Source organism: Shinella sp. 838 (genome assembly GCF_029623935.1).
Lineage (GTDB): Bacteria > Pseudomonadota > Alphaproteobacteria > Rhizobiales > Rhizobiaceae > Shinella.
This window is the reverse complement of sequence record NZ_JARSBQ010000001.1, coordinates 352,565-373,755: the sequence shown is the minus strand read 5'-3', so window position 1 is coordinate 373,755 and position 21,191 is coordinate 352,565. Positions and strand designations below refer to the sequence as shown.

At 62.5% G+C, this 21,191-nt stretch carries 19 protein-coding genes; 14 read left to right on the top strand and 5 right to left on the bottom strand.

Going from position 1 to position 21,191, the window contains the following annotated elements; all coding sequences use genetic code 11:
* Nucleotides 1–251 precede the first annotated feature (251 nt).
* From P9A16_RS01690 to P9A16_RS01680, 3 genes are all read left to right on the top strand, one after another.
* Entirely contained in the window at nt 252–1,040 is a 789-nt protein-coding gene (locus tag P9A16_RS01690; protein WP_023516227.1) for an N-formylglutamate amidohydrolase, read from the top strand.
* Between the two features lie 10 nt (nt 1,041–1,050).
* Entirely contained in the window at nt 1,051–1,356 is a 306-nt protein-coding gene (locus P9A16_RS01685) for a DUF1244 domain-containing protein (RefSeq protein ID WP_023516226.1), read from the top strand.
* Nucleotides 1,357–1,453: 97 nt separating this feature from the next.
* Nucleotides 1,454–1,717 carry a DUF2312 domain-containing protein gene (locus P9A16_RS01680; protein ID WP_023516225.1) on the top strand — a complete coding sequence of 88 codons (264 nt, stop codon included), beginning with the start codon at nt 1,454–1,456 and terminating at the stop codon, nt 1,715–1,717.
* A 129-nt stretch (nt 1,718–1,846) separates the two neighbouring features.
* On the opposite strand, the gene P9A16_RS01675 is transcribed toward P9A16_RS01680, so the two are convergent.
* Both P9A16_RS01675 and P9A16_RS01670 read right to left on the bottom strand, forming a co-directional pair.
* The gene (locus tag P9A16_RS01675; protein WP_371687632.1) at nt 1,847–3,640 is read right to left on the bottom strand and encodes a DUF882 domain-containing protein; all 1,794 of its coding nucleotides are present in this window, start codon (nt 3,638–3,640) and stop codon (nt 1,847–1,849) included.
* 175 nt (nt 3,641–3,815) lie between these two features.
* Nucleotides 3,816–5,348, bottom strand: coding sequence for a sigma-54-dependent transcriptional regulator (locus P9A16_RS01670; protein ID WP_023512867.1), 1,533 nt, complete (start codon nt 5,346–5,348; stop codon nt 3,816–3,818).
* 177 nt (nt 5,349–5,525) lie between these two features.
* Between P9A16_RS01670 and P9A16_RS01665 the strand changes: the two genes are divergently transcribed.
* The 10 genes from P9A16_RS01665 to P9A16_RS01620 all read left to right on the top strand — a co-directional run bounded on the left by P9A16_RS01665 (nt 5,526) and on the right by P9A16_RS01620 (nt 17,138).
* Nucleotides 5,526–7,373: a M3 family oligoendopeptidase gene (locus tag P9A16_RS01665; protein WP_023512866.1), complete on the top strand. Its 1,848-nt coding sequence runs from the start codon at nt 5,526–5,528 to the stop codon at nt 7,371–7,373.
* A gap of 21 nt (nt 7,374–7,394) precedes the next feature.
* Nucleotides 7,395–8,552, top strand: a complete 1,158-nt coding sequence (locus tag P9A16_RS01660) for an aminodeoxychorismate synthase component I (protein WP_023512865.1) — start codon at nt 7,395–7,397, stop codon at nt 8,550–8,552.
* Entirely contained in the window at nt 8,537–9,169 is a 633-nt protein-coding gene (locus P9A16_RS01655) for an aminotransferase class IV family protein (RefSeq protein ID WP_023512864.1), read from the top strand. Before P9A16_RS01660 ends, P9A16_RS01655 begins: the two co-directional genes overlap by 16 nt.
* Nucleotides 9,166–10,059, top strand: coding sequence for a heme-dependent oxidative N-demethylase family protein (locus P9A16_RS01650; protein ID WP_023512863.1), 894 nt, complete (start codon nt 9,166–9,168; stop codon nt 10,057–10,059). Before P9A16_RS01655 ends, P9A16_RS01650 begins: the two co-directional genes overlap by 4 nt.
* Nucleotides 10,060–10,192: 133 nt before the next feature.
* A complete protein-coding gene (locus P9A16_RS01645; protein ID WP_023512862.1) occupies nt 10,193–11,644 on the top strand; it encodes a homospermidine synthase in 1,452 nt (483 codons plus the stop codon).
* Between the two features lie 171 nt (nt 11,645–11,815).
* Nucleotides 11,816–12,187, top strand: a complete 372-nt coding sequence (omp10, locus tag P9A16_RS01640; RefSeq protein ID WP_023512861.1) for an outer membrane lipoprotein Omp10 — start codon at nt 11,816–11,818, stop codon at nt 12,185–12,187.
* Between the two features lie 205 nt (nt 12,188–12,392).
* Nucleotides 12,393–14,321, top strand: coding sequence for a 5'-nucleotidase C-terminal domain-containing protein (locus P9A16_RS01635; protein ID WP_023512860.1), 1,929 nt, complete (start codon nt 12,393–12,395; stop codon nt 14,319–14,321).
* Nucleotides 14,322–14,517: 196 nt separating this feature from the next.
* The gene (hemH, locus tag P9A16_RS01630) at nt 14,518–15,549 is read left to right on the top strand and encodes a ferrochelatase (RefSeq protein ID WP_050746177.1); all 1,032 of its coding nucleotides are present in this window, start codon (nt 14,518–14,520) and stop codon (nt 15,547–15,549) included.
* 97 nt (nt 15,550–15,646) lie between these two features.
* Complete coding sequence (locus tag P9A16_RS01625; protein ID WP_024271655.1) at nt 15,647–16,678, top strand: SPFH domain-containing protein; 1,032 nt, start codon at nt 15,647–15,649, stop codon at nt 16,676–16,678.
* Between the two features lies 1 nt (nt 16,679).
* Nucleotides 16,680–17,138: an NfeD family protein gene (locus P9A16_RS01620; RefSeq protein ID WP_023516169.1), complete on the top strand. Its 459-nt coding sequence runs from the start codon at nt 16,680–16,682 to the stop codon at nt 17,136–17,138.
* 61 nt (nt 17,139–17,199) lie between these two features.
* Here the strand turns inward: P9A16_RS01620 and P9A16_RS01615 are convergent, their stop codons facing one another.
* The gene (locus P9A16_RS01615; RefSeq protein WP_023516170.1) at nt 17,200–18,195 is read right to left on the bottom strand and encodes a KpsF/GutQ family sugar-phosphate isomerase; all 996 of its coding nucleotides are present in this window, start codon (nt 18,193–18,195) and stop codon (nt 17,200–17,202) included.
* Between the two features lie 501 nt (nt 18,196–18,696).
* Between P9A16_RS01615 and P9A16_RS01610 the strand changes: the two genes are divergently transcribed.
* Nucleotides 18,697–19,482: an HAD-IIB family hydrolase gene (locus P9A16_RS01610; protein WP_024271656.1), complete on the top strand. Its 786-nt coding sequence runs from the start codon at nt 18,697–18,699 to the stop codon at nt 19,480–19,482.
* A gap of 144 nt (nt 19,483–19,626) precedes the next feature.
* Here P9A16_RS01610 and P9A16_RS01605 read toward each other — a convergent pair whose 3' ends face one another.
* A complete protein-coding gene (locus P9A16_RS01605) occupies nt 19,627–19,953 on the bottom strand; it encodes a hypothetical protein (protein ID WP_037409715.1) in 327 nt (108 codons plus the stop codon).
* A 135-nt stretch (nt 19,954–20,088) separates the two neighbouring features.
* Nucleotides 20,089–21,156 carry a linear amide C-N hydrolase gene (locus tag P9A16_RS01600; protein WP_037409717.1) on the bottom strand — a complete coding sequence of 356 codons (1,068 nt, stop codon included), beginning with the start codon at nt 21,154–21,156 and terminating at the stop codon, nt 20,089–20,091.
* Nucleotides 21,157–21,191: the final 35 nt, after the last annotated feature.

Below are 21,191 nucleotides of genomic sequence, written 5' to 3'. Positions count from 1 at the left end.
GGCCTGGAAGAGGCCGCGGGCTTTCGGGAAAAACGGGCGATGGCTCTTGGCTCTCACGGCTTCCGATGCAACTCCGTTGATTTGAATAAGCGCTTTCTTGCGACGGCAGGGCATGAATGTCAACGCAACACTAATCGATTACAATTTCACGACAGGAGAAGGAATCTTTCCTGAAAGGCGAGAGGCTGCGCTTGCGGCTCCCATCGCCCCATGCGATCAGTCGGCATGAGCGGCGCAATTCGGCAAAAGGCATGCAGGATCACTCTCCCTTCGAAATCATTGACGGCGACCTCGGCCTCGGGCTCGTCATCCTGGCGGACCACGCCACCCATCATCTCCCCCAACGCTATGGCCGCCTCGGCCTGCCGGACAGCGCCTTTGAGCGCCATATCGCCTACGATATCGGCGTCGAGGGCGTGGTGCGCGGCCTCAATGCCCGGCTGAATGCGCCGGTCGTCATGAGCCGTTTTTCCCGTCTCCTGATCGACCCCAATCGCGGCGAGGACGATCCGACACTCATCATGCGCATTTCCGACGGCGCGATCATTCCAGGCAATCACCCAATCACATCAGAAGAATGGCAATACCGGCTGGAAACCTTCCATCGCCCCTATCACGATGCCGTGTCCCGCACGATCGGCGCCGTTGCCGACAAGACCGGCAAGGCGCCGCTCGTCCTCTCCATGCATTCCTTCACGCCGGCCTGGAAGGGTGCCGCCCGCCCCTGGCAGGTCACCGTGCTCTGGGACAGCGATCCCCGCGCCGTGCACCCGCTGCTGGCGGCGCTTGAAGCGCCCGGCGACGTCGTGGTGGGCGACAACGAGCCCTATGACGGGGCGCTGCGCGGCGACACGATGTTCCGCCACTGCATGAAGCCCGGCATTCCGCATGCCCTCATCGAAATCCGCCAGGACGAGATCGGCGATGCGGCAGGCATTGCCCGCTGGGTGGAGCGCCTCGCTCCGGTCTTCGCCCGGTTGAATGCGGACGAGACGCTGCACACCTATGCCGTATTCCCCTCCCGCACGGGACCCTATTGAGGCCAAGACGATGACCGAGCTCAGCAAGGAACAGCAGACCGAGTTCGAGGCCGCCGCCTTCCGGCGCCTCCTCAAGCATCTCGGCGAGCGCAGCGACGTGCAGAACATCGATTTGATGAACCTCGCCGGCTTCTGCCGCAACTGTCTGTCGAACTGGTACCGCGAGGCGGCGAACGAAGCGGGCGTGCCGCTCGACAAGGAGGCGTCCCGCGAGATCGTCTACGGCATGCCTTACGAAGAATGGCGCGCGCGCCACCAGCGCGAGGCGAGCGAGGCACAGAAGGCCGCCTTCGAGGTGAACAGCCCGAAGGAATGAGCCTTACCCCCGTGAAAATCGGCGGGAGGCCTTGATCTTGCCGGAAGTTCGCGGCAAGTCACGGCCTTCGAATTTTATCCCACCCAAGGAGAAGACCATGTCGGATGCCCACGGCGTCGCCCGCGACCAGCTTCGCGCGTTCATCGAGCGCATCGAGCGCCTCGAGGAAGAAAAGAAAACCATCGCCGACGACATCAAGGACGTCTATGGCGAAGCCAAGGGAACCGGCTTCGATGCCAAGATCCTGCGCAAGGTCATCCAGATCCGCAAGCAGGACAAGGACGAGCGCATGGAGCAGGAAGCCATCCTCGACACCTACCTGCAGGCCCTCGGCATGATCGAACTTCCACCGGAAGCGTGAGCCGTCTCCCTCTTTTTTGGCCATGCTCGGGTCAATCTCGAGGATGGCGGCTGAGAAGAGGCAAGGTCAGACCACAAAAAACCCGCCGGATCGCTCCGGCGGGTTTTTTATTGGAATGATCGGCGAACCTTAGTTCTCGGCGTTCTGGAACTTGCGCACTTCCATGAAGTTGACGGCGGTTCCGCTGAAGCGACCGGCATCGATCGACTTGCCTTCCGACTGGAAGCCGGCCATGTAGACCGTCGTCGGCGCGGCACGCAGTGTGCGGCTGACGAAGCGCGGCGCCTTGACGGGCTTCGAGAGCGTCGCGACACGGCCCTGGGTCAGCGCCCATTGCGAGATGATCTTCTGCGTCAGCTTCGGCTCGGTGCGGATGGCACCGCGGCTTGCCGCATCGGCATCCTTCTTCTTCGGACGGCCGCCCTTGGACATCGTCTCTTCCGCCGGCTTGCCGTCGAAGGCGTCGAGCCCGGCCAGCGAACGCGTGCCTCCGGCATTGGTGGAGACGAGCGCCGCCATTTCGACCGGACCGCCGGCAGTGCCATCCGTCGTCGGATCGGCAAGCGCGGCAAGCCCGGAGCGATCGGCAGCGGTCGGCAGCGCGACATCAGCTTCCGCAGCCGCCATCAGCGCGGTCTGCGTCTGGTCAAGCGAGACCTCGGGACGCAGGCCCGGCACTGGAACCATGGCCAACTCCTCCGCATCCTCGACGGCCGCTTCGGCGGTCATGACCGCACCAGGCTCGGCATCGCCGGGCTCGGTGCGCGCACCGAGCATGACGGGAAGCGGGATCTTGTAGGTCGCAAGGTCCTCGAATTCAGGCTTCTGCTCTTCGGTCGTCGCCGCTTCGAGGGCCGCAACGGCGCCGCTCGTCGTCGGAGCGACAAGGGCAAGCTCGCTCGTCGTCTCGGCGGCCTTGAAGGCGGGGCGGCTGCCCGGCACCGGCGCGTTGAAGGCAAGCTCCGTCTCGGCTTCCGCCACGACCGGCTTCTTTTCTTCGACGACCTTCGCCTTCGCGCCCGCACTCTCGCCGCCTTCATCGAAGCTGTCGGCAATGGTGGCGCTGCTGGCGATCATTTCGGGTTCTTCATCCTCGTCGCCGCCGCCGCCGAAGAGAGCGGCAAGGAAGCCGCCCTTGCGCTTGGACGCGGTCGGGCTCGAGCCGCCGCCGGCCACCTGGATCGAGTCCGCGCCGACGCGGCGCTTGTAGTCGGCCACCGCCTGCTGGTAGCCGGGCAGCGGCTTGCCGTCTGTCGGCACATGCATGGTCTTGCCGTCGGGGAAGAGGCGGGCAAGCTCCTGGCGGCTCATGCGCGGCCAGGCGCGCACGCTGCCGACATCAAGATGCACGAAGGGCGAACCGGAGGTCGGGTAATAGCCGACGCCGCCGACCTGGAACTTCATGGCGGCCGCGCGCAGGTTGGCGAGCTTCACGCCGGGAATATAGAAGTCCATCGCCTTGCCGAGCATGTGCTGGCTCTTCTTCGCCACACCCTTGGAGCGCGAACGCAGCATGCCGTTGGTTGCCGGCGAGCGATAGGCAGAGACGACGTTGATGTAACCCTTGCCGCCGACCTTCTGGTAGACTTCCCACACGAGGTCGAGGAGCCGCGGATCCATCTTCGTCGGCTCGTTGCGGCGCCAGTCGCGCAGGAACTGGTTGATCTGCTTCAGGCCGCGCGCATCGTAACGCCCGTTGCGCTTGAAGGTGATCTCGGCCTTTTCCTTGGTATGGATGAAATAGAGCTTGAGCGTGCGGTTGCCGCTCTCGGCCTGGACCGTCGCGGGAATGGCCGTGGGCAGAATGAGGGCAGCAGACAGCACAGCCGTGGACAATGCCTTAGGCAGCTTTTGCAACACTGTCTTGCAGAGGCTGCCCAGGGAGGCCCCGGGGCGCTTCATCGATGCGAACAAATTTGCCAACTCTTTCCCCGTCCGAAGGACAACGAACGTCCGTTATCCCAGATGACTGCCAATTGCGGTGAGAGCATGGCAAATACGCCACACTCGTCGTTGCGCACCCGTTATAGTGAACAATCCACTAACAGGGAATAAACGGCAATCGAGAAATCGCAAGTGGCCGGGATTCAAGGGGTTTTTACGCAGCTTCTTTCAACGGATCGTCCGGGTCGATGCCATAATCCTTCAGTTTGCGATAAAGAGTCGAGCGGCCGATGCCCAATTTGCGGGCAACCTGGCTCATCTGGCCATGATAAAACTTCAGGGCAAAGCGGATCAGTTCCTCCTCCACATCGGCCAGCTTGCGCACGTGGCCGCCCTTGTCGACGCTGGCAATGGCGTTGTCCGGCCCGGTTTCGACGCTTGCCGAATCGTTCGGGCGAAAGTCCGGATAGACGCTGGGCAGGCGCGTTTCGGCGGCCGGCTCGGGCAGACGCTGGCTCGCCGATTCCCAGGTGACGACGCCGTCTTCGGCAAGGCCGTAGCCCGGAACCTGTGCGGCGATCTGCGGAAAATCAGCGGCGGTGAGTTCTGCGCCTTCCGAAAGCACGACGGCACGGAAGATGGCGTTTTCGAGCTGGCGGATGTTGCCCGGCCAGTCATAGGCGGTCAACAGCGCCATGGCGGCAGCGGAGACGCCAAGCGGGCGGGCGAGCTTCTGTTCGCCGGCAAAGCGCTGCACGAAGGCACGCACCAGAACCGGGATGTCCTCCTTGCGCTTGCGCAGCGCCGGGATCGTCACCGGGAAGACGTTGAGGCGATAGTAGAGGTCCTCGCGGAAGCGACCCTCGCGCACCTCGTTGATGAGGTCGCGGTTGGTCGCAGAGATGAGGCGGACGTTGACCTTCTGCGGGAAGCGGGCGCCGATCGTCTCGATCTCTCCCTGCTGCACCGCACGCAGAAGCTTCACCTGCACTTCGAGCGGCAGGTCGCCGATCTCGTCGAGGAACAGCGTGCCGCCGTCGGCTTCCATGAACTTGCCGGTATGGCGCTCCGTCGCACCGGTGAAGGCGCCCTTCTCGTGGCCGAACAGGATGCTTTCGACGAGATTGTGCGGGATCGCACCGCAATTGACGGTAACAAAGGGCTTTTGCGCCCGGTCGCTGGCCGCCTGGATGGCACGCGCGACCATTTCCTTGCCGACACCCGATTCGCCTTCCAGCACGACGGGGATGTTCGACTGGGCGGCGCGGCGGCCAAGCTCGATGACGCGCAACATTTCGGGGCTGGCCGAAACGATATCGTCGAAATGTACGGCCTCGCTGCGACCTCGACGCCCGCCCCGGCCGCGGCCTTCGCGCTGGTCCATCTTCAGCGCATTGCCGACGGCAACGTTCAGCCGCTCCGGTGAGACCGGCTTCACCACGAAATCGAAGGCGCCGGCGCGCATGGCCATCACGACCGTCTCGATACCGCCCTGCCCCGTCTGCACGATGACGGGGATGGTGTTCTCCCGCTCGGAAAGCGCATCGAGGAAGGCCGAGCCGTTCATTTCCGGCATCATCAGGTCGAGCAGGATCACATTGATCAGACCGCCCTTGCGATCGAGCAGATCGAGCCCCGCACGGCCGTTTTCCGCCATATGGGCGACATGGCCGGAGCGCTCGATCATGTTCTTCAACAGCCTGCGCTGGACAGGATCATCGTCGATGACAAGAATATGGGCCGTCACTGGAACCTCCTTGCCTGAAGCGTGCGTCATGCACGCCCAAGGGAACTCAACACCAGGGGACCATGGCAGAAAGGGTTGAACATGCCGTTTTGAGAAAGGCTTGCATTTTAACCAACGCCGACGCAAGCAAGGGGCCGATCCGCCCACCTGCCCGCCCACCTGGAAGAGAGACAGACGATGACCCGATTTTTCCAATCCCCCCGCATCGACTTCGCGCCGGCGGACGCCGCCGCCAGCGCCGAACTGGGCGATCTTCCCGGCTGGAATCTTGCCGATCTCTATTCCTCGCAGACCTCCCCCGAATTTCAGGGCGACATGAAGAAGGCAGAAGCCGGCTCGCTCGCCTTCGAGACAAAATGGAAGGGCAAGCTGGATGCCGCGACGGAAAAAACCGGCGACGACGGCATCGGCGCGGCCGTACGCGAATTCGAGGCGCTGGAAGACGTGATGGGCCGCCTCATCTCGTTCGCCGGCCTTACCTATTTCACCAACACGACCGATCCGGCCAACGGCAAATTCTACGGCGACATCCAGTCCAAGCTGACCGATCTCGGCGCGCATCTGCTGTTTTTCTCGCTTGAACTCAACAGGATAGCGGACGAGCGCATCGAAGCGGCGCTGGCGAAGGACGCGCTTGCCGCGCATTACCGCCCCTGGATCGAGGACCTGCGCAAGGACAAGCCCTACCAGCTCGACGACAAAACGGAACAGCTTTTCCTCGAAAAATCCATGACGGGCGCGGCGGCCTGGAACCGGCTCTTCGACGAGACCATGGCCTCGCTGCGCTACACGATCGACGGCGAGGAAGTGCCGCTGGAAATCGCCCTCAACCAGCTCCAGTCGCCCAACCCGGATGACCGGCACAAGGCGGCGCAAGCGCTGGCAAAAACCTTCAAGGACAATATCCGCACCTTCACGCTGATCACCAACACGCTCGCCAAGGACAAGGAAATCGCCGACCGTTGGCGCGGCTTTTCCGACATCGCCGACAGCCGGCATCTCGCCAACCGCGTCGAACCCGAGGTCGTTGCAGCCCTCGCCGCGGCTGTGCGCGAAGCGTATCCGCGCCTCTCGCACCGCTACTATGCGATGAAGGCAAAATGGCTCGGAATGGAGCAGATGGAATTCTGGGATCGCAATGCGCCCCTTCCCGAGACACCCGACGCAATCATTCCGTGGAGCGAGGCGCGCGATACCGTGCTGTCAGCCTACAGCGCCTTCGCGCCCGAGATGGCCGATATCGCCCGAGAATTCTTCGACAAGGGCTGGATCGACGCGCCGGTGCGCCCCGGCAAGGCGCCGGGCGCTTTCGCGCATCCGACGGTACCCTCCGCGCACCCCTATGTGCTCGTCAACTACATGGGCAAGCCGCGCGACGTGATGACGCTCGCCCACGAACTCGGCCATGGCGTGCACCAGGTGCTGGCCGGCGGCCAGGGCGCGCTGATGGCCTCGACGCCGCTGACGCTTGCCGAGACCGCCTCGGTCTTCGGCGAAATGCTGACCTTCCGCAGTCTGCTCGACAAGACCAAGGACAAGCGCGAGCGCAAGGCGATGCTCGCCCAGAAGGTCGAGGACATGATCAATACGGTCGTGCGCCAGATCGCCTTCTACGAATTCGAACGCAAGGTGCACACCGCCCGCAAAGAGGGTGAACTCACCTCCGACCAGATCGGTGAACTCTGGCTCTCCGTGCAGGAGGAAAGCCTCGGCCCGGCGATCCGGATTTCCGAGGGTTACGAGACCTATTGGGCCTACATCCCCCACTTCATCCACTCGCCCTTCTACGTTTACGCCTATGCTTTCGGCGATTGCCTCGTGAACTCGCTCTATGCCGTCTACAGCCAAGCCGAAGCCGGCTTCCAGCAAAAATACTTCGACCTGCTCAAGGCCGGCGGCACCAAGCACCACACCGAGCTGCTGAAACCGTTCGGCCTCGATGCGAGCGATCCGTCGTTCTGGAGCAAGGGATTGTCGATGATCGAAGGGCTGATCGACGAATTGGAAGCGCTTGATAAGGCCTGATCTCGAAAGAAGAAGCCACGCATGACCGACCGCGAACGCTTTGTGCTCCTCAGGGACGACCGCGAGGACCGGACGGTGGTTTTCGCCGAGCCGCTTGGCCTCGTCACCGTGCGCGATCGCGCCGGCTTCGAACCCGCCTTCGCGGCCTTGCAGGCGGCGCATGACAACGGCCACTGGATCGCCGGCTTCATGAGCTATGAGGCCGGCCATCTCTTCGAGGAGAAGCTGGCGCCCTTCGCGCCGGAGAACCGCCCGACGCCGCTGATGAGCTTCGGCATCTTCGAAAAGCCGGCGGACGACCATCCGCTGGCAAGACCGCGCCTGCGCACGGAAAACGAACCCTTCCTCACCGAGCCGAAAGCCGGCTGGGATTTCGAGACCTACCGCAGCCGCTTCGGCCGCCTGCACCGGCATCTGAGGGAGGGCGACTGTTACCAGGCGAACCTCACCATGCCGATCCGTGCCCGCTGGACCGGCGATCCGCTCGCCGCCTTCTGGTCGCTGATCGAACGCCAGCCCGTGCGCTACGGCGCCTTCGTCTCGCTCGACGGGCCGCTTCTCCTCTCCCGCTCGCCGGAACTTTTTTTCGATATCGACAAGGACGGCTGGATCGAGACGCATCCGATGAAGGGCACTGCGCCGCGCGGCGCCAATGCGGCGGAGGACGCAGACATCATCGCCGCCATGCAGGCCGATCCGAAATCGCAGGCGGAAAACCGCATGATCGTCGACCTCCTGCGCAACGACATCTCGCGCATATCAGAGGTCGGCACGCTCACCGTGCCCAAACTCTTCGCCGTCGAGACCTATCCGACCGTGCACCAGATGGTCAGCCATGTGCGGGCGAAACTGCTGCCCGACATCTCGATCCGCGACATCTTTGCCGCCCTCTTCCCCTGCGGCTCGATCACTGGCGCGCCGAAGATGAGCGCCATGAAAATCCTGCACGACCTGGAGGATGGTCCGCGCGACGCCTATTGCGGCGCGATCGGCGTGATCGCGCCCGACAGCACCATGCGCTTCAACGTGGCGATCCGCACCGTCTCGATCTTCGAAGAAGGCGAAGCGGTCTTCAATGTCGGCGGCGGCATCGTCTTCGATTCGACCGCCGAAGCGGAATATGAGGAGTGCCTGCTGAAGGCGCGCTTTGCGGTGGGGGATCAATGGATCTCTCGCTGATCGAGACCCTGCGCTGGGAACCCGGCACCGGTTTCCTGCGGCTGGAACGGCATCTGACGCGGCTCGCACATTCGGCGAGTGTGTTTGGACTGAACGGCACAGAGGAGGCGCGGCAGGCCCTGTTAACGGCGCTCGCCGCTCCTGCCCTGCCGGGTATCTCGCCTCTGCGCATCCGTCTCGAACTTTTTGCCGACGGCCGGATCGACGTGCAGACGGCTCCGTTCACGCCGCTCGCGCCCGACGCGATCTGGCGCCTGAAAATCGCCAGAACCCGCCTTTCGTCCGTGGATCCACTGTTGCGCCACAAGACCTCGCGCCGCGCCGCCTATGCCGCGGCCCGCGCCGAATTCCCCACCGAGACGGCAGACGAAGTCCTCCTTCTCAACGAACACGGTATGCTTTGCGAGGGCACCATCACCTCGCTCTTCCTGGATGACGGCACGGGTATCCTCAAGACGCCGTCGCTCGCCTGTGGCCTGCTGGCCGGCGTGCTGCGACAGGAACTGCTGGAAAGCGGCAAGGCAGCTGAGCAGATCCTGCGGCCGGAAGACTTCGGCGAGGGCACGGTCTTCGTCGGCAATTCCCTGCGCGGGCTCATCCGGGCAACGCTTTCATGAAAACACCCGCCTACACGCCCTATGATGGCTCTGCCCGCCTCTTCACCATCGGCCTCGGTCCGCTCGACCCTGCACGCTGGATCGAACCGGATGGCGATCTCGAACGCTACCTTCTCGAAAAGGACCGGCTGATCGCCGACCAGCGTGATGTCGTCTTCGTGGAAGAGGTCGGCACGCGTGCCGCACAACAGGAGGTTCTGGACCTTCTCGCGGACCATGTGGCGACGCAGCATCCCGCATTCTATCGCCGCGAAGGATCGGCGATCGCCACCGATGCGCGTACCATTTCCCTCGACGCCGACGACGCGCCGCTTGTCACCGCTGGTGCGCTTGTGCAGGAGGACCTCGTGCTGATGCGGCGCGACGAAACAGGCTGGCGTCTTGTCGCCGGTTACGTCGCCTTCCCCTCCTCGTGGTCCCTGCCGGAGAAATTCGGCCGGCGGATGGAGGATATCCACGCGCCCGTGCCGGATTTCGGCGAGGGTACGCGCAATGCCCTTCTGATCAACCGCATGTTCGACAATCTGAAGGTCGAGCAACCGGTCTTCCGCTTCAACTGGTCGATCAATCCGGATGCCGACCTGCACTACCCTGCGTCCAAGGCCCATGGCGCCCTGCCGGACGGGCACGCACTGTCGCTCGAGACCACCTTCGCCCGTGTCGAGCGACAGACGCTGCGCAAGCTGCCGGTCTCCGGCGACATCCTCTTCACCATCCGCATCTATACCGATCCGCTTGCCGCGCTGCGCACCTTGTCCGATGCGCGGAAGATTGCGCTCGTCTTTGCCGACCAGCTGGAAGCGCTGAACCTGCCGCAAGCGACTTACAAGGGGCTTGCAACAAAAAGGACGGCGCTGGTGGCGGAATTGCGGGCGGTTGCGGCCGGTTAAGAATATCACGACGGAAAACCACGGCCGCCCTTTATTGTGACAGAAAACTGTGCTCTAGCGCTGCCATATTATGCTATGGGGCCCGTCGAGACCCTGATTTTACAGCAAAAGCGGCCGTCCGCAGGAGAACCAAATGGCAGACAGCACCTATCCGGTTTATGGCGAGATCACCGGCCCGATCGTGATGATCGGCTTCGGCTCCATCGGGCGCGGCACGCTGCCGCTGATCGAGCGCCACTTCAAATATGACCGGAACCGGCTGATCGTCATCGAGCCGCGCGAAGACGCCGCCGACGCGGAGATCTACGCCCGCCACGGCGTGCGCCATGTCAAGGCCCATGTCACCAGGGAGAACTACAAGGACCTCCTGAAGCCGCTCCTCACGGAAGGCGGCGGCCAGGGCTTCTGCGTCAACCTCTCGGTCGATACCGGCTCGGTGGACCTGATCAAGCTCTGCCGCAAACTCGACGTGCTCTATGTCGATACGGTCATCGAACCCTGGCTCGGCTTCTACTTCGACAAGGGCATGAAGAACGCCGACCGCACCAACTATGCGCTGCGCGAAACGCTGCGCAAGGAAAAGGAAAAGAACCCCGGCGGCACGACCGCGGTCTCCACCTGCGGCGCTAATCCGGGCATGGTCTCCTGGTTCGTCAAGCAGGCGCTCGTGAACCTTGCCAGGGATCTCGACATCAAGTTCGATGAGCCGACGCAGGACGACCGCGAAGGCTGGGCCAAGCTGATGAAGAAGGTCGGCGTCAAGGGCGTGCACATCGCCGAGCGCGATACCCAGCGCACCAAGAACCCGAAGCCGTTCAACACGTTCTGGAACACCTGGTCGGTCGAGGGCTTCATCTCGGAAGGCCTGCAGCCGGCCGAACTCGGCTGGGGCACCCACGAGAACTGGATGCCGAAGAACGCCAAGAAGCACAAGAAGGGCTGCAAGGCAGCGATCTACCTGGAACAGCCCGGCGCCAACACGCGCGTGCGCTCCTGGTGCCCGACGCCCGGCCCGCAATACGGCTTCCTCGTCACCCACAACGAGTCGATCTCGATCGCCGACTTCTTCACCGTGCGCGACAAGGACGGACACGTCACCTACCGCCCGACCTGCCACTACGCCTACCATCCGGCCAACGACGCCGTGATCTCGCTGCACGAGATGTTCGGCAATGGCGGCAACCAGCAGCCCGTCCTGCACGTTCTCGACGAGAACGAACTGGTCGATGGCGTCGACGAGCTCGGCGTGCTGCTCTACGGTCACGACAAGAACGCCTACTGGTACGGTTCGCGCCTGTCGCTGGAAGAGACCCGCCGCATCGCCCCCTATCAGAACGCGACCGGCCTGCAGGTGACCTCCGCCGTGCTCGCCGGCATGGTCTGGGCGCTGGAAAACCCGAAGGCCGGCATCGTGGAAGCCGACGAGGTCGACTACAAGCGCTGCCTCGAAGTACAGACGCCCTATCTCGGCCCGGTCGAAGGCCACTATACCGACTGGACCCCGCTCGACGGCCGCCCGGGCCTCTTCCCGGAAGACCTCGACACGAAGGATCCGTGGCAGTTCAGGAACATTCTGGTTCGCTGAACCGGCCTTCATTTTGCAACAGGACGCCCGCGGCAAAACCGCGGGCGTCTTCGCTTTCAATGGGATAATGCCCGTCGCCCCGGCGGCGCGTCTTGCTTTCGACGTCTCTTCGCGGCATGGTTTGCCGAATTGGACGGGTGGTTCGCGCCGCCGTGACCCTGGGAGACCCATATGAAGCCGATCACAGTCCTCAGCCTGCTGACCGCCGCCGTCGCGCTTGCCTCGTGCCAGTCCGAGCGCGCACCGCGCGACCTGCCGGTGACCCAGCGCCCTGTGGCGCAGGGTGTGGAGGGGGCCTGGGTAGACCCGAACGGCATCGTCTCCACCTTCCAGGCCGGCACGTTCACGACGCGCACGACCGACACGAACCAGCTTCTCGCCTCCGGTACCTACATCAACACCTCGCCGACGCTGGTCGAGATCAACATGACCTCGCTGGTGCGCAACACCCAGTCCAAGGTCAATTGCGCGCTGGTCAGCCAGAGCCAGCTGAACTGCACGACGGCGGAAGGCGCACAGTTCTCGCTTGCCCGCCGGGCTTGAGCGACCGGCATATGAACGGAAAGGGCCGCAAGGCCCTTTTTTCGTTTTACCTCATAAACATGCGCGGCCTGTGGCCCCTCACCTTTTCTCTTGAACTCCTCCGCGACCGGTGAAAACATCCGCCGGCTGGCTGTCATGTTTCCGGTTTATCGAGAAACGGATCGCCCCTCCCGCGGCATCGCGGGCAAACAAGGAGAAGAGGACCATGACGTTTTTCCGATCCGGCCTTCTGGCCGCCTCCATCATAGCGCTCTCCAGCGGCTCGGCGCTTGCCGATTACGAGCTGAACATCCTGCACATCAACGACCTGCATTCGCGCATCGAGTCGATCAACAAGTTCGATTCGACCTGCTCTGCCGAGGAGGAAGGCAAGGGTGAGTGCTTCGGCGGCGTCGCCCGCCTCAAGACCGCGATCGACACCCAGCGCCAGGCACTGACGGGCAAGAACGTGCTGCTGCTCAATGCAGGCGACAACTTCCAGGGTTCGCTCTTCTACACCACCTACAAGGGCGCGGTGGAGGCCGAGTTCCTCAATCTCATGAAATTCGACGCCATGACCGTCGGCAACCATGAATTCGACGACAGCGAGGATGGCCTCGCGACCTTCCTTGACAAGGTGCAGTTCCCCGTCGTCACCGCGAACGTCGCGGCCAGCGCCTCCTCGAAGATCGGCGACCGCATCAAGCCGTTCATCGTGCTCGACCAGGGCGGCCAGAAGATCGGCATCGTCGGCGCGGTGGCAAACGACACGGCGGAACTCTCCTCGCCCGGCCCGAATGTCCTGATCGGCGACGACGTCGCCGACATTACCGCCGCCATCGGCGAATTGAAGAAGCAGGGCGTCAACAAGATCATTGCGCTGACCCATGTCGGCTATCCGCGCGACCTCGCGGCCATCGCCAAGATCCCCGACGTCGATGTGGTGGTCGGCGGCCACACCAACACGTTCCTCTCCAACACCTCGGACAAGGCGGAAGGCCCTTACCCGACGCTGGTCGACAATCCCGGCGGCTACAAGGTGCCCGTCGTGCAGGCCGCGGCCTACTCCAAGTATCTGGGCAATCTCAAGGTCGTTTTCGACGATGCGGGCGTCGTGAAGGAATCCTCCGGTGAACCGGTGCTGATCGACGGCTCCATCAAGCCCGACGAGGCCGTGCTCGCCCGCATCAAGGAGCTGGGCGGTCCGATCGAGGAACTGAAGAACAAGATCGTCGCCGAGAGCGCCGCGCCGATCGACGGCTCGCGCGAAGTGTGCCGCGCCGCCGAATGCGCGATGGGCAACCTGGTGGCCGACGCCATCCTCGACCGCACCAAGAGCCAGGGCATGACCATCGCCATCACCAATGGCGGGGGCCTGCGCGCCTCCATCGACGGCGGCCCGGTCTCCATGGGCGAAGTGCTGTCGGTGCTGCCGTTCCAGAACACGGTCGCCACCTTCCAGCTCAAGGGCTCGGACCTCGTCGCCGCTCTCGAAAACGGCCTCGGCCAGATCGAGGAGGGCGCTGGCCGCTTCCCGCAGGTCTCCGGCATGAAATACTCCTTCGACAAGTCGAAGCCGGCAGGCAGCCGCGTCGTTTCCGTCGAGGTGAAGGAAGGCGGGGCCTTCGTGCCGCTCGATCCGGCCAAGACCTACGGCATCGTCTCGAACAACTACATGCGCGCCGGCGGTGACGGTTACTCGGTCTTCGCCAAGGCGGGTCAGAACGCTTACGATTTCGGCCCGAACCTGGAACTGGTCGTCGCCGACTATCTTGCAGCACACCGCCCCTACCAGCCTTATACGGATGGCCGCATCACGGAAGTCGCCAATGCCACGGTCGTCGAGACCCCGGCAAGCACGGAGACAGCGACCGGAACCGAGGCCAAGCCCGCTGCAGGCGAAACGGCAACCAAGTCGGCCGAAGGCACCGCAACATCCGGCGAAGCCGCATCGGGCACTACGACCACGACGGCCGAAACCGCAACGGTGGCGGCCGGCGGCAAGCATGTCATCGCCCGTGGCGACACGCTTTGGGATCTTGCCAAGGCGGCCTATGGCGACGGCACGCTATGGCGCAAGATTGCGGAAGCCAACGGCAATCCGCGGCCGCGCGCCCTGCATGTCGGGACGGAACTGTCCATCCCGACCAAATAAGGACAATTTGTCTCCACTATTTCTGCCGGCCCGGGCTTTCCCGGGCCGGCATTTCTTTTTAGAACGATTCTGAGCCGACCGGGCGTCCGCCGCGTTAGGAGCAATCCAGCGCGCATGCCGCGGTCTTGCACCCGCACTTGCAAGAAGAAAAAGCCCAAGAGCAATGAACGACACTCCGCACGCCGAGGACCGCACCATGCAGGACATCGCCGCCAAGCCCGCCGACCACACGCCCGTCAAACACGGGAAGGTCGGTGTGCTGCTGGTCAATCTCGGCACGCCCGATGGTACCGATTACACCTCGATGCGCCGCTACCTGAAGGAATTCCTGACCGACAAGCGCGTCATCGAATGGCCGAGGATCGCCTGGTATCCCATCCTCTTCGGTATCGTCCTCAACACCCGCCCGGGCAAGGTCGGCAAGGCCTACGAGACGATCTGGAACAAGGAGAAGAACGAGAGCTACCTGCGCACCTATACGCGCAGCCAGGCCGAGCTGATGGCAACGGCCCTCTCCGATTGCTCCGAGGTCGTCGTCGACTGGGCGATGCGCTACGGCCAGCCTTCCATCGCCTCGCGCATGGACTATCTGCAGAAGGCCGGCTGCGAGCGCATCCTCGTCTTCCCGCTCTACCCGCAATATGCGGCCGCAACCACGGCAACCGTCAACGACAAGGCCTTCGAGACTCTTTTGAAGATGCGCTGGCAGCCGGCCCTACGCACCGTGCCGCCCTACCACGACGACCCGGCCTATATCGACGCGCTCGCCATCTCGATCGAGAAGCACCTGGCAACGCTCGACTGGGAACCCGAGCGGGTGCTGACCTCGTTCCATGGTATTCCTCAAAGCTATTTCGACAAGGGCGATCCCTACTACTGCCAGTGCCAGAAGACCGCACGGCTGCTGCGCGAACGGCTCGGCTGGTCGAAGGAGAAGCTCGTCGTCACCTTCCAGTCGCGCTTCGGGCCGGAAGAATGGCTGCAACCCTATACGGACAAGACCGTGGAGAAGCTGGCACAGGAAGGCATCAAGCGCATCGCCGTTCTCAATCCCGGCTTCGTTTCCGACTGCCTGGAAACGCTGGAGGAGATCGCCGAGCAGGCCGCCGAGAGCTTCCTGCACAATGGCGGCGAAAAGTTCGCGCACATTCCCTGTCTCAACGATTCGCCCGAGGGCATGGCCGTCCTCGAAAAGGTCGTGCGACGCGAGCTTTCCGGCTGGATCTGATACCGGATAAATCTTGTCTTCGTCCAAATAGACTGGCGTCGCGGTCCGTATTCCTTAAAGTGGCGCCGCGTCGCATTGTCTGTTGGAGAGAAGAACTATGGATTTAGCCGGACTGGATATCGTCGTCATCGCCCTCGTGGTGCTGGTCATCCTGATTCTTTTTGCCGGGATCAAGACCATTCCGCAGGGATATCAGTACACGGTAGAGCGCTTCGGCCGTTATACGCGTACGCTGGATCCCGGCCTTAACCTGATCATCCCCTTTATCGACCGCATCGGTGCGAAGATGAACGTGATGGAGCAGGTGCTCGACATCCCGACGCAGGAAGTCATCACACGCGACAATGCCAGCGTCGCCTCCGACGCCGTCGCCTTCTACCAGATTCTGAACCCCGCCCAGGCGGCCTACCAGGTCGCCAATCTCGAGCATGCCATCATCAACCTCACCATGACCAACATCCGCTCGGTCATGGGATCGATGGACCTCGACGAGCTGCTCTCCAACCGCGACAAGATCAACGACCAGCTTCTGCGCGTCGTCGATGAGGCCGCCAATCCCTGGGGCGTGAAGATCACCCGCGTCGAGATCAAGGACATCGCGCCGCCGAAGGACCTCGTCGATTCCATGGCGCGGCAGATGAAGGCCGAGCGTGAAAAGCGCGCGCAGGTGCTGGAAGCGGAGGGCTCGCGCAATGCACAGATCCTGCGCGCGGAAGGCGCCAAGCAGTCTGCGATCCTCGAGGCCGAGGGCCAGCGCGAAGCGGCGTTTCGTGATGCCGAGGCGCGTGAACGCCTCGCCGAAGCCGAGGCCAAGGCAACGAAGATGGTCTCCGAGGCCATCGCAGCCGGTGACGTGCAGGCCATCAATTACTTCGTCGCACAGAAGTACACCGAGGCTATGGCCTCGATCGGCAAGGCGCCGAACTCGAAGGTTGTGCTGATGCCGATGGAGGCTTCCTCGCTCATCGGTTCGCTCGGCGGTATCGGTGCGATCGCCAGGGAAGTCTTTGGGAGCGGCGGCGCGCAGGTGGCCAGCACGCCGCGCACGCGCCAGTCGACGCCCGCCACGACAACCACCGCCTCGACGCCTGCGTTCCGAAACCCGTTCGATACGCCGCAGGGAAGCTGAAATGATCCAGCGCATCGTCACGGAACTCGGCCCCTGGGCATGGTGGGTACTCGGCATCGTGCTGCTGATCCTCGAAGTGCTGATGCCCGGCGTCTTCCTCGTCTGGATCGGCATCGCGGCAGTTGTCACCGGCGCTCTCTCGCTGCTGCTCTGGGAGACGGCCTTCTGGACCTGGCATGTGCAATGGCTGGTCTTTGCCGTTCTGTCGCTTGTCGCCGTTTTGATCGGCCGGCGCATCGTCAGCGCACGCGGCACCGCCTCCGACCAGCCTCATCTCAATCAACGCGGCCAGAGCCTCGTCGGCCGCACCGCGACGCTGGAGCAGCCGATCAGCGAAGGCCGCGGTCGCATTCGCCTCGATGATACGATGTGGAGCGTGCAGGGCCCGGACCTGCCGGTCGGCGCGCGCGTGCGCGTCACGGCCAGCAATGGCCGCGATCTCATGGTCGAGCCTGCCTGAAACAAAAAAACCCGCATTTCCGGGAAATGCGGGTTTTGGTACGAGCCGTGGAGGATGCGGATCAGGCAACGCCGATTCGCAGCAGATCGTGGAAATGCACGACGCCGACAGGACGGTATGTCTCGTCCGTAACGATCAGCGCGGAAATGTTGTACTGGTTGAGCAGACCAAGCGCGGCGGTTGCCAAGGTCGACGGCTTCACCGTCTTGGGGCCGCGCGTCATGATCTCGTCGACGCTGAGTTCGGCAAGATTGCGCGAAAGGTTGCGCGCGATATCGCCGTCGGTGACGATGCCGACGAGAATGCCCTCGTCATTGATGACGCCGACGCAGCCGTAACGCTTCTGCGACAGGAGCAGAACCGCATCCGGCATGGACGTGCCGAGAGGAACGAGCGGCATGTTTTCGCCGCTGTGCATGATGTCGCCGACATGGGAAAGACTGGCGCCGAGCTTGCCGCCGGGGTGGAAGGTCTTGAAGTCCGTTGCGGTGAAGCCGCGGGCTTCGAGAAGAGCAACCGCAAGCGCATCACCAAGGGAAAGCTGCATCAGCGTGGAGGTGGTGGGTGCCAGGCCGTGCGGGCAGGCCTCCTGCTCCTTCGGCAGCAGCAGCAGCGTATCCGCCTCGCGGGCAAGAGCCGAGCGCTCGCCTGACGTGATGGCGATCAGCGGGATGGAGAAACGGCGGGAATAGGAAACGATACCCTGCAGTTCGGCCGTTTCGCCGCTCCAGGACATGGCGAGGATGACATCGTCACGCCCGATCATGCCGAGATCGCCGTGATTGGCCTCGACGGGATGCACGAAGAAGGATGGCGTACCGGTGGAGGCAAGCGTCGCGGCGATCTTCGCCCCGATATGCCCCGACTTGCCGATACCCGTCACGATGACGCGGCCGCTGATATCGCCGATGACGCGAACAGCTTCGCAAAATGCGTCGAAGAGCCGCCCTTCAAGGGCCGTCGAAAGGGCGGCAAGGCCAGCCTTTTCGGTTTCGACGGTACGGATTGCCGAGGCAATGGCGCCGGCACTGTCAACTTTTGCCTGTCTTTTGATCATGCGCCTCGTTAGCGCTTTTGCAATCTTCTGTCCATGCACGAAAGAACGCAGATTGTTACGGCGAGTGAGCTGGCGGTCGGCAACCAAGCGTTAACCACAACGATTTAGCCAGTGTTGCTTTACATACACAATGCGCATGCACCAGATTTTAGAGGCGCCATGATGAACTGGCGTCTGAGGTGTGAATGATGGAAATGACAATTCGGCCAAAGGCTTGACGATGACGTTCCGGTGCATGTGCGCGCGGCGAAGGTCGCTATCGAGAAGATTCTCGAGGCGCGGGTCTTGAAGGGCACGACTGGCGCGAAAGACTTGCCGCAAGAATGTACTGTTTTGCTAGACGTGTTCGCCGAGGTGCGGAACTGAGCTGGATGGGATGCACACCATTCCTACCAACGGCGTTGTCGTTGCAAAAATCCGTACTCTGCAACGCCGCGAATGTTATGCGCAGAACTCGAACAATATTCGCAATTTTTGCGACAATCACTCCTGGAGGACTATGTGCGACCGCTAGAACACGCCGACATTTCCACGTTTCGAGATGTGCAGTTCGTCCTGACCGACATGGATGAGACGCTGACCTATCAAGGCCGGCTTGCGGGGCACACCTATTTAGCTCTTGAGAATTTGCAGGCGGCAGGAGTGAAGGTAATTCCGGTAACCGCCGCCCCGGCCGGATGGTGCGATCAGATGGCCCGCATGTGGCCCGTGGATGGCGTAATCGGGGAAAATGGCGGGTTCTTCTTCCGCCGTCATGATGCCGGACATGGCATCGAGCGACATTTCTGGCATAGTGATGATGACCGTCCGGCCGTATCCAAACGCCTCGAGGAAATCGGGCGGCAAGTGCAACGCGCCGTTCCTTCCGCCAGCTTTACCGACGATCAGCCGTTCCGGCTCACCAGCCTTGCCTTTGAACAACCGAAGGATGCGGAAGTGCGCGCCGCGATCCTTAACGCACTTTGCGACGCTTCAGCCGATGCCACAGTTAACAATCTTTGGGTGCTCGGCTGGCTCGGGAAATATGACAAGCTGGCGATGGCGCGGCGGGTGCTTCTAGAACACTATGAACTCGACATAGACGCTGACCGCTCGGCGGTCCTTTACACCGGAGATTCCACTAACGACGCGCCGATGTTCTCGTTCTTCCAGCATACGGTAGGCGTCAGTACCGTGACCGACTACCTCGACCAGCTCCCCCAATCGCCGCGCTGGATTACGCGCGGCCCGGGAGGTGCAGGCTTCGTTGAAGCAGTAAATGCCGTGATCGTGTCGCGCAAATCCTGACTTTCCGCCGAAATCCTCCAACACTGAGAAATCAGCGATTTTCTTGTCGCGATATTCGGTCGCGAGAAGCTCAGCTTCGCGACCGAACTTTGCAACATCACCTAAACCGGGCTACGACTTCTTCAATGCCAATCCGACACCCTTTCAGGAAAAGCGCGTGTCAAAAGCCTTGGTGTAGTCGGTTTCCTGCTTCAGCAACCCCACCCTGACCAATTCGTCGGCGAGCCATTTGTAGCGCTCAGCGGTCAGGCAACCGATGCCCTTATCCAGCGCTTCGCCGCTATCAACGATGCCGTGTTTGTTGATCTTCTCGATGGCATATTCAGTTTGGCCAAAGCGGCGACCATCTTCTCGCGGACGCGCTGCACCGGATCGGCGGCGGAGCGAACCGGAACTGCGCTGGCGAGCTTGAGATGGGACATGCTGCGATCCTTTCCGAAACCGTTGAACATGTTCTCGGGATACAGCCATCTGCCAAAAGGGCGAACGAAGCGTTTTCTGAGGTATGTCCGATTTAGCCCTTAGATTGCAGGGCTGACTTGAACATGCCTGAGAAGGGGTGGAAAGCGGTCAGCGACTTTCCAATTGGCTGGCAAAAAACAGCCTTCATTCGGCTTCCATGAAGTCGAACGGCTTTGCAGGGGCGAACTGGTCCGATGCCTCGCCGGCAAGGATACGGGCCATGTCAACCCCGAGATCCAGTTTGCGGACATGCGCGCCTTCAGAGAAGTCGAGTTTCTTCAAATCCACCCAGAAAACGTTGGGTGACGTTGCCGATTCACCATAGAAAAGCATGCTCTTCTGGTCCGCCACCACACGCCAGCGGGTCGTGGAAAGGTTCGGTGCCTCTGGAATGCTTACGCCATAGGGTGCCGAAGCGTTGCGGATCACGCTGAAAACGGCGGCGGCGGCAACCCGGGGATCGTCGCTCTGGGTCACCGTGTTGATATAGAAGCCGGCGCGTACGAAACGGTCTTCGGAGCGCCCGCTGCCGGGAAGGAATTTGAGGGAGTCGACCGCACTCCAGTATTTTTGCAAGGCGAGTTGGTCATCATAAGGCGGATCGTTCGTCACCACCTGATACGCGCGGCCATGATGGATGTTCAGCTTTCCATCGATCCACTCAAGAATGGCGCTGTCGCCGGTGGCGTCGGAGAGCGTCAAATGCAGTGGCGCGAGGCTGCCGGGACGGCCGGGCACCTCGCCGCTCACGACCTGCACAGGATGGGCGCGCGTATATTCAACCGCTTCCGAGACCGTTGCGAATTGATCGAGGTAGAATTGCGCCCAGATCGAGAGCGACATGCGCGACGTCGTTCCGTCGTCCTCCGGAAATTTCGTGGCGTTGAGCCATAGCAGGCTGGCGTTGAGGCCGGCTTCGTTCATGCCGTCGACCGTCGAGATATCGTAGCCGGAAACGGCCAGACTGCCGAACTTCGATGTCCATTCCACCGACCGCGGACCGGCGGCCCCGCTGCGCTTCATACCGCGGGGAAAAACCCAGAAGTTGCTGATCATCGGGTCCTTGAAGTCCATGTTGCGACCCGTCAGAATCCGCCCGTCAGGCCCCTGATAGACGACCCGTGTGCAGGCCTGGGCCTCGGCGGTCAGCAGCGCCGCAGCGGCGGTCAAGGTAACGAGGAAGCGTGTGAACCGAGACATGTTGAACATCATTCCATCCATAAGAAGGCTACGCGAAACCGTTGCCG

Coding starts and splice junctions, on each gene's coding strand:
- P9A16_RS01690 (WP_023516227.1), top strand. CDS start 252: ATGCAGGATCACTCTCCCTTCGAAATCATTGACGGCGACCTCGGCCTC.
- P9A16_RS01685 (WP_023516226.1), top strand. CDS start 1,051: ATGACCGAGCTCAGCAAGGAACAGCAGACCGAGTTCGAGGCCGCCGCC.
- P9A16_RS01680 (WP_023516225.1), top strand. CDS start 1,454: ATGTCGGATGCCCACGGCGTCGCCCGCGACCAGCTTCGCGCGTTCATC.
- P9A16_RS01665 (WP_023512866.1), top strand. CDS start 5,526: ATGACCCGATTTTTCCAATCCCCCCGCATCGACTTCGCGCCGGCGGAC.
- P9A16_RS01660 (WP_023512865.1), top strand. CDS start 7,395: ATGACCGACCGCGAACGCTTTGTGCTCCTCAGGGACGACCGCGAGGAC.
- P9A16_RS01655 (WP_023512864.1), top strand. CDS start 8,537: ATGGATCTCTCGCTGATCGAGACCCTGCGCTGGGAACCCGGCACCGGT.
- P9A16_RS01650 (WP_023512863.1), top strand. CDS start 9,166: ATGAAAACACCCGCCTACACGCCCTATGATGGCTCTGCCCGCCTCTTC.
- P9A16_RS01645 (WP_023512862.1), top strand. CDS start 10,193: ATGGCAGACAGCACCTATCCGGTTTATGGCGAGATCACCGGCCCGATC.
- omp10 (WP_023512861.1), top strand. CDS start 11,816: ATGAAGCCGATCACAGTCCTCAGCCTGCTGACCGCCGCCGTCGCGCTT.
- P9A16_RS01635 (WP_023512860.1), top strand. CDS start 12,393: ATGACGTTTTTCCGATCCGGCCTTCTGGCCGCCTCCATCATAGCGCTC.
- hemH (WP_050746177.1), top strand. CDS start 14,518: ATGCAGGACATCGCCGCCAAGCCCGCCGACCACACGCCCGTCAAACAC.
- P9A16_RS01625 (WP_024271655.1), top strand. CDS start 15,647: ATGGATTTAGCCGGACTGGATATCGTCGTCATCGCCCTCGTGGTGCTG.
- P9A16_RS01620 (WP_023516169.1), top strand. CDS start 16,680: ATGATCCAGCGCATCGTCACGGAACTCGGCCCCTGGGCATGGTGGGTA.
- P9A16_RS01615 (WP_023516170.1), bottom strand. CDS start 18,195: ATGATCAAAAGACAGGCAAAAGTTGACAGTGCCGGCGCCATTGCCTCG.
- P9A16_RS01605 (WP_037409715.1), bottom strand. CDS start 19,953: ATGGCTGTATCCCGAGAACATGTTCAACGGTTTCGGAAAGGATCGCAG.
- P9A16_RS01600 (WP_037409717.1), bottom strand. CDS start 21,156: ATGATGTTCAACATGTCTCGGTTCACACGCTTCCTCGTTACCTTGACC.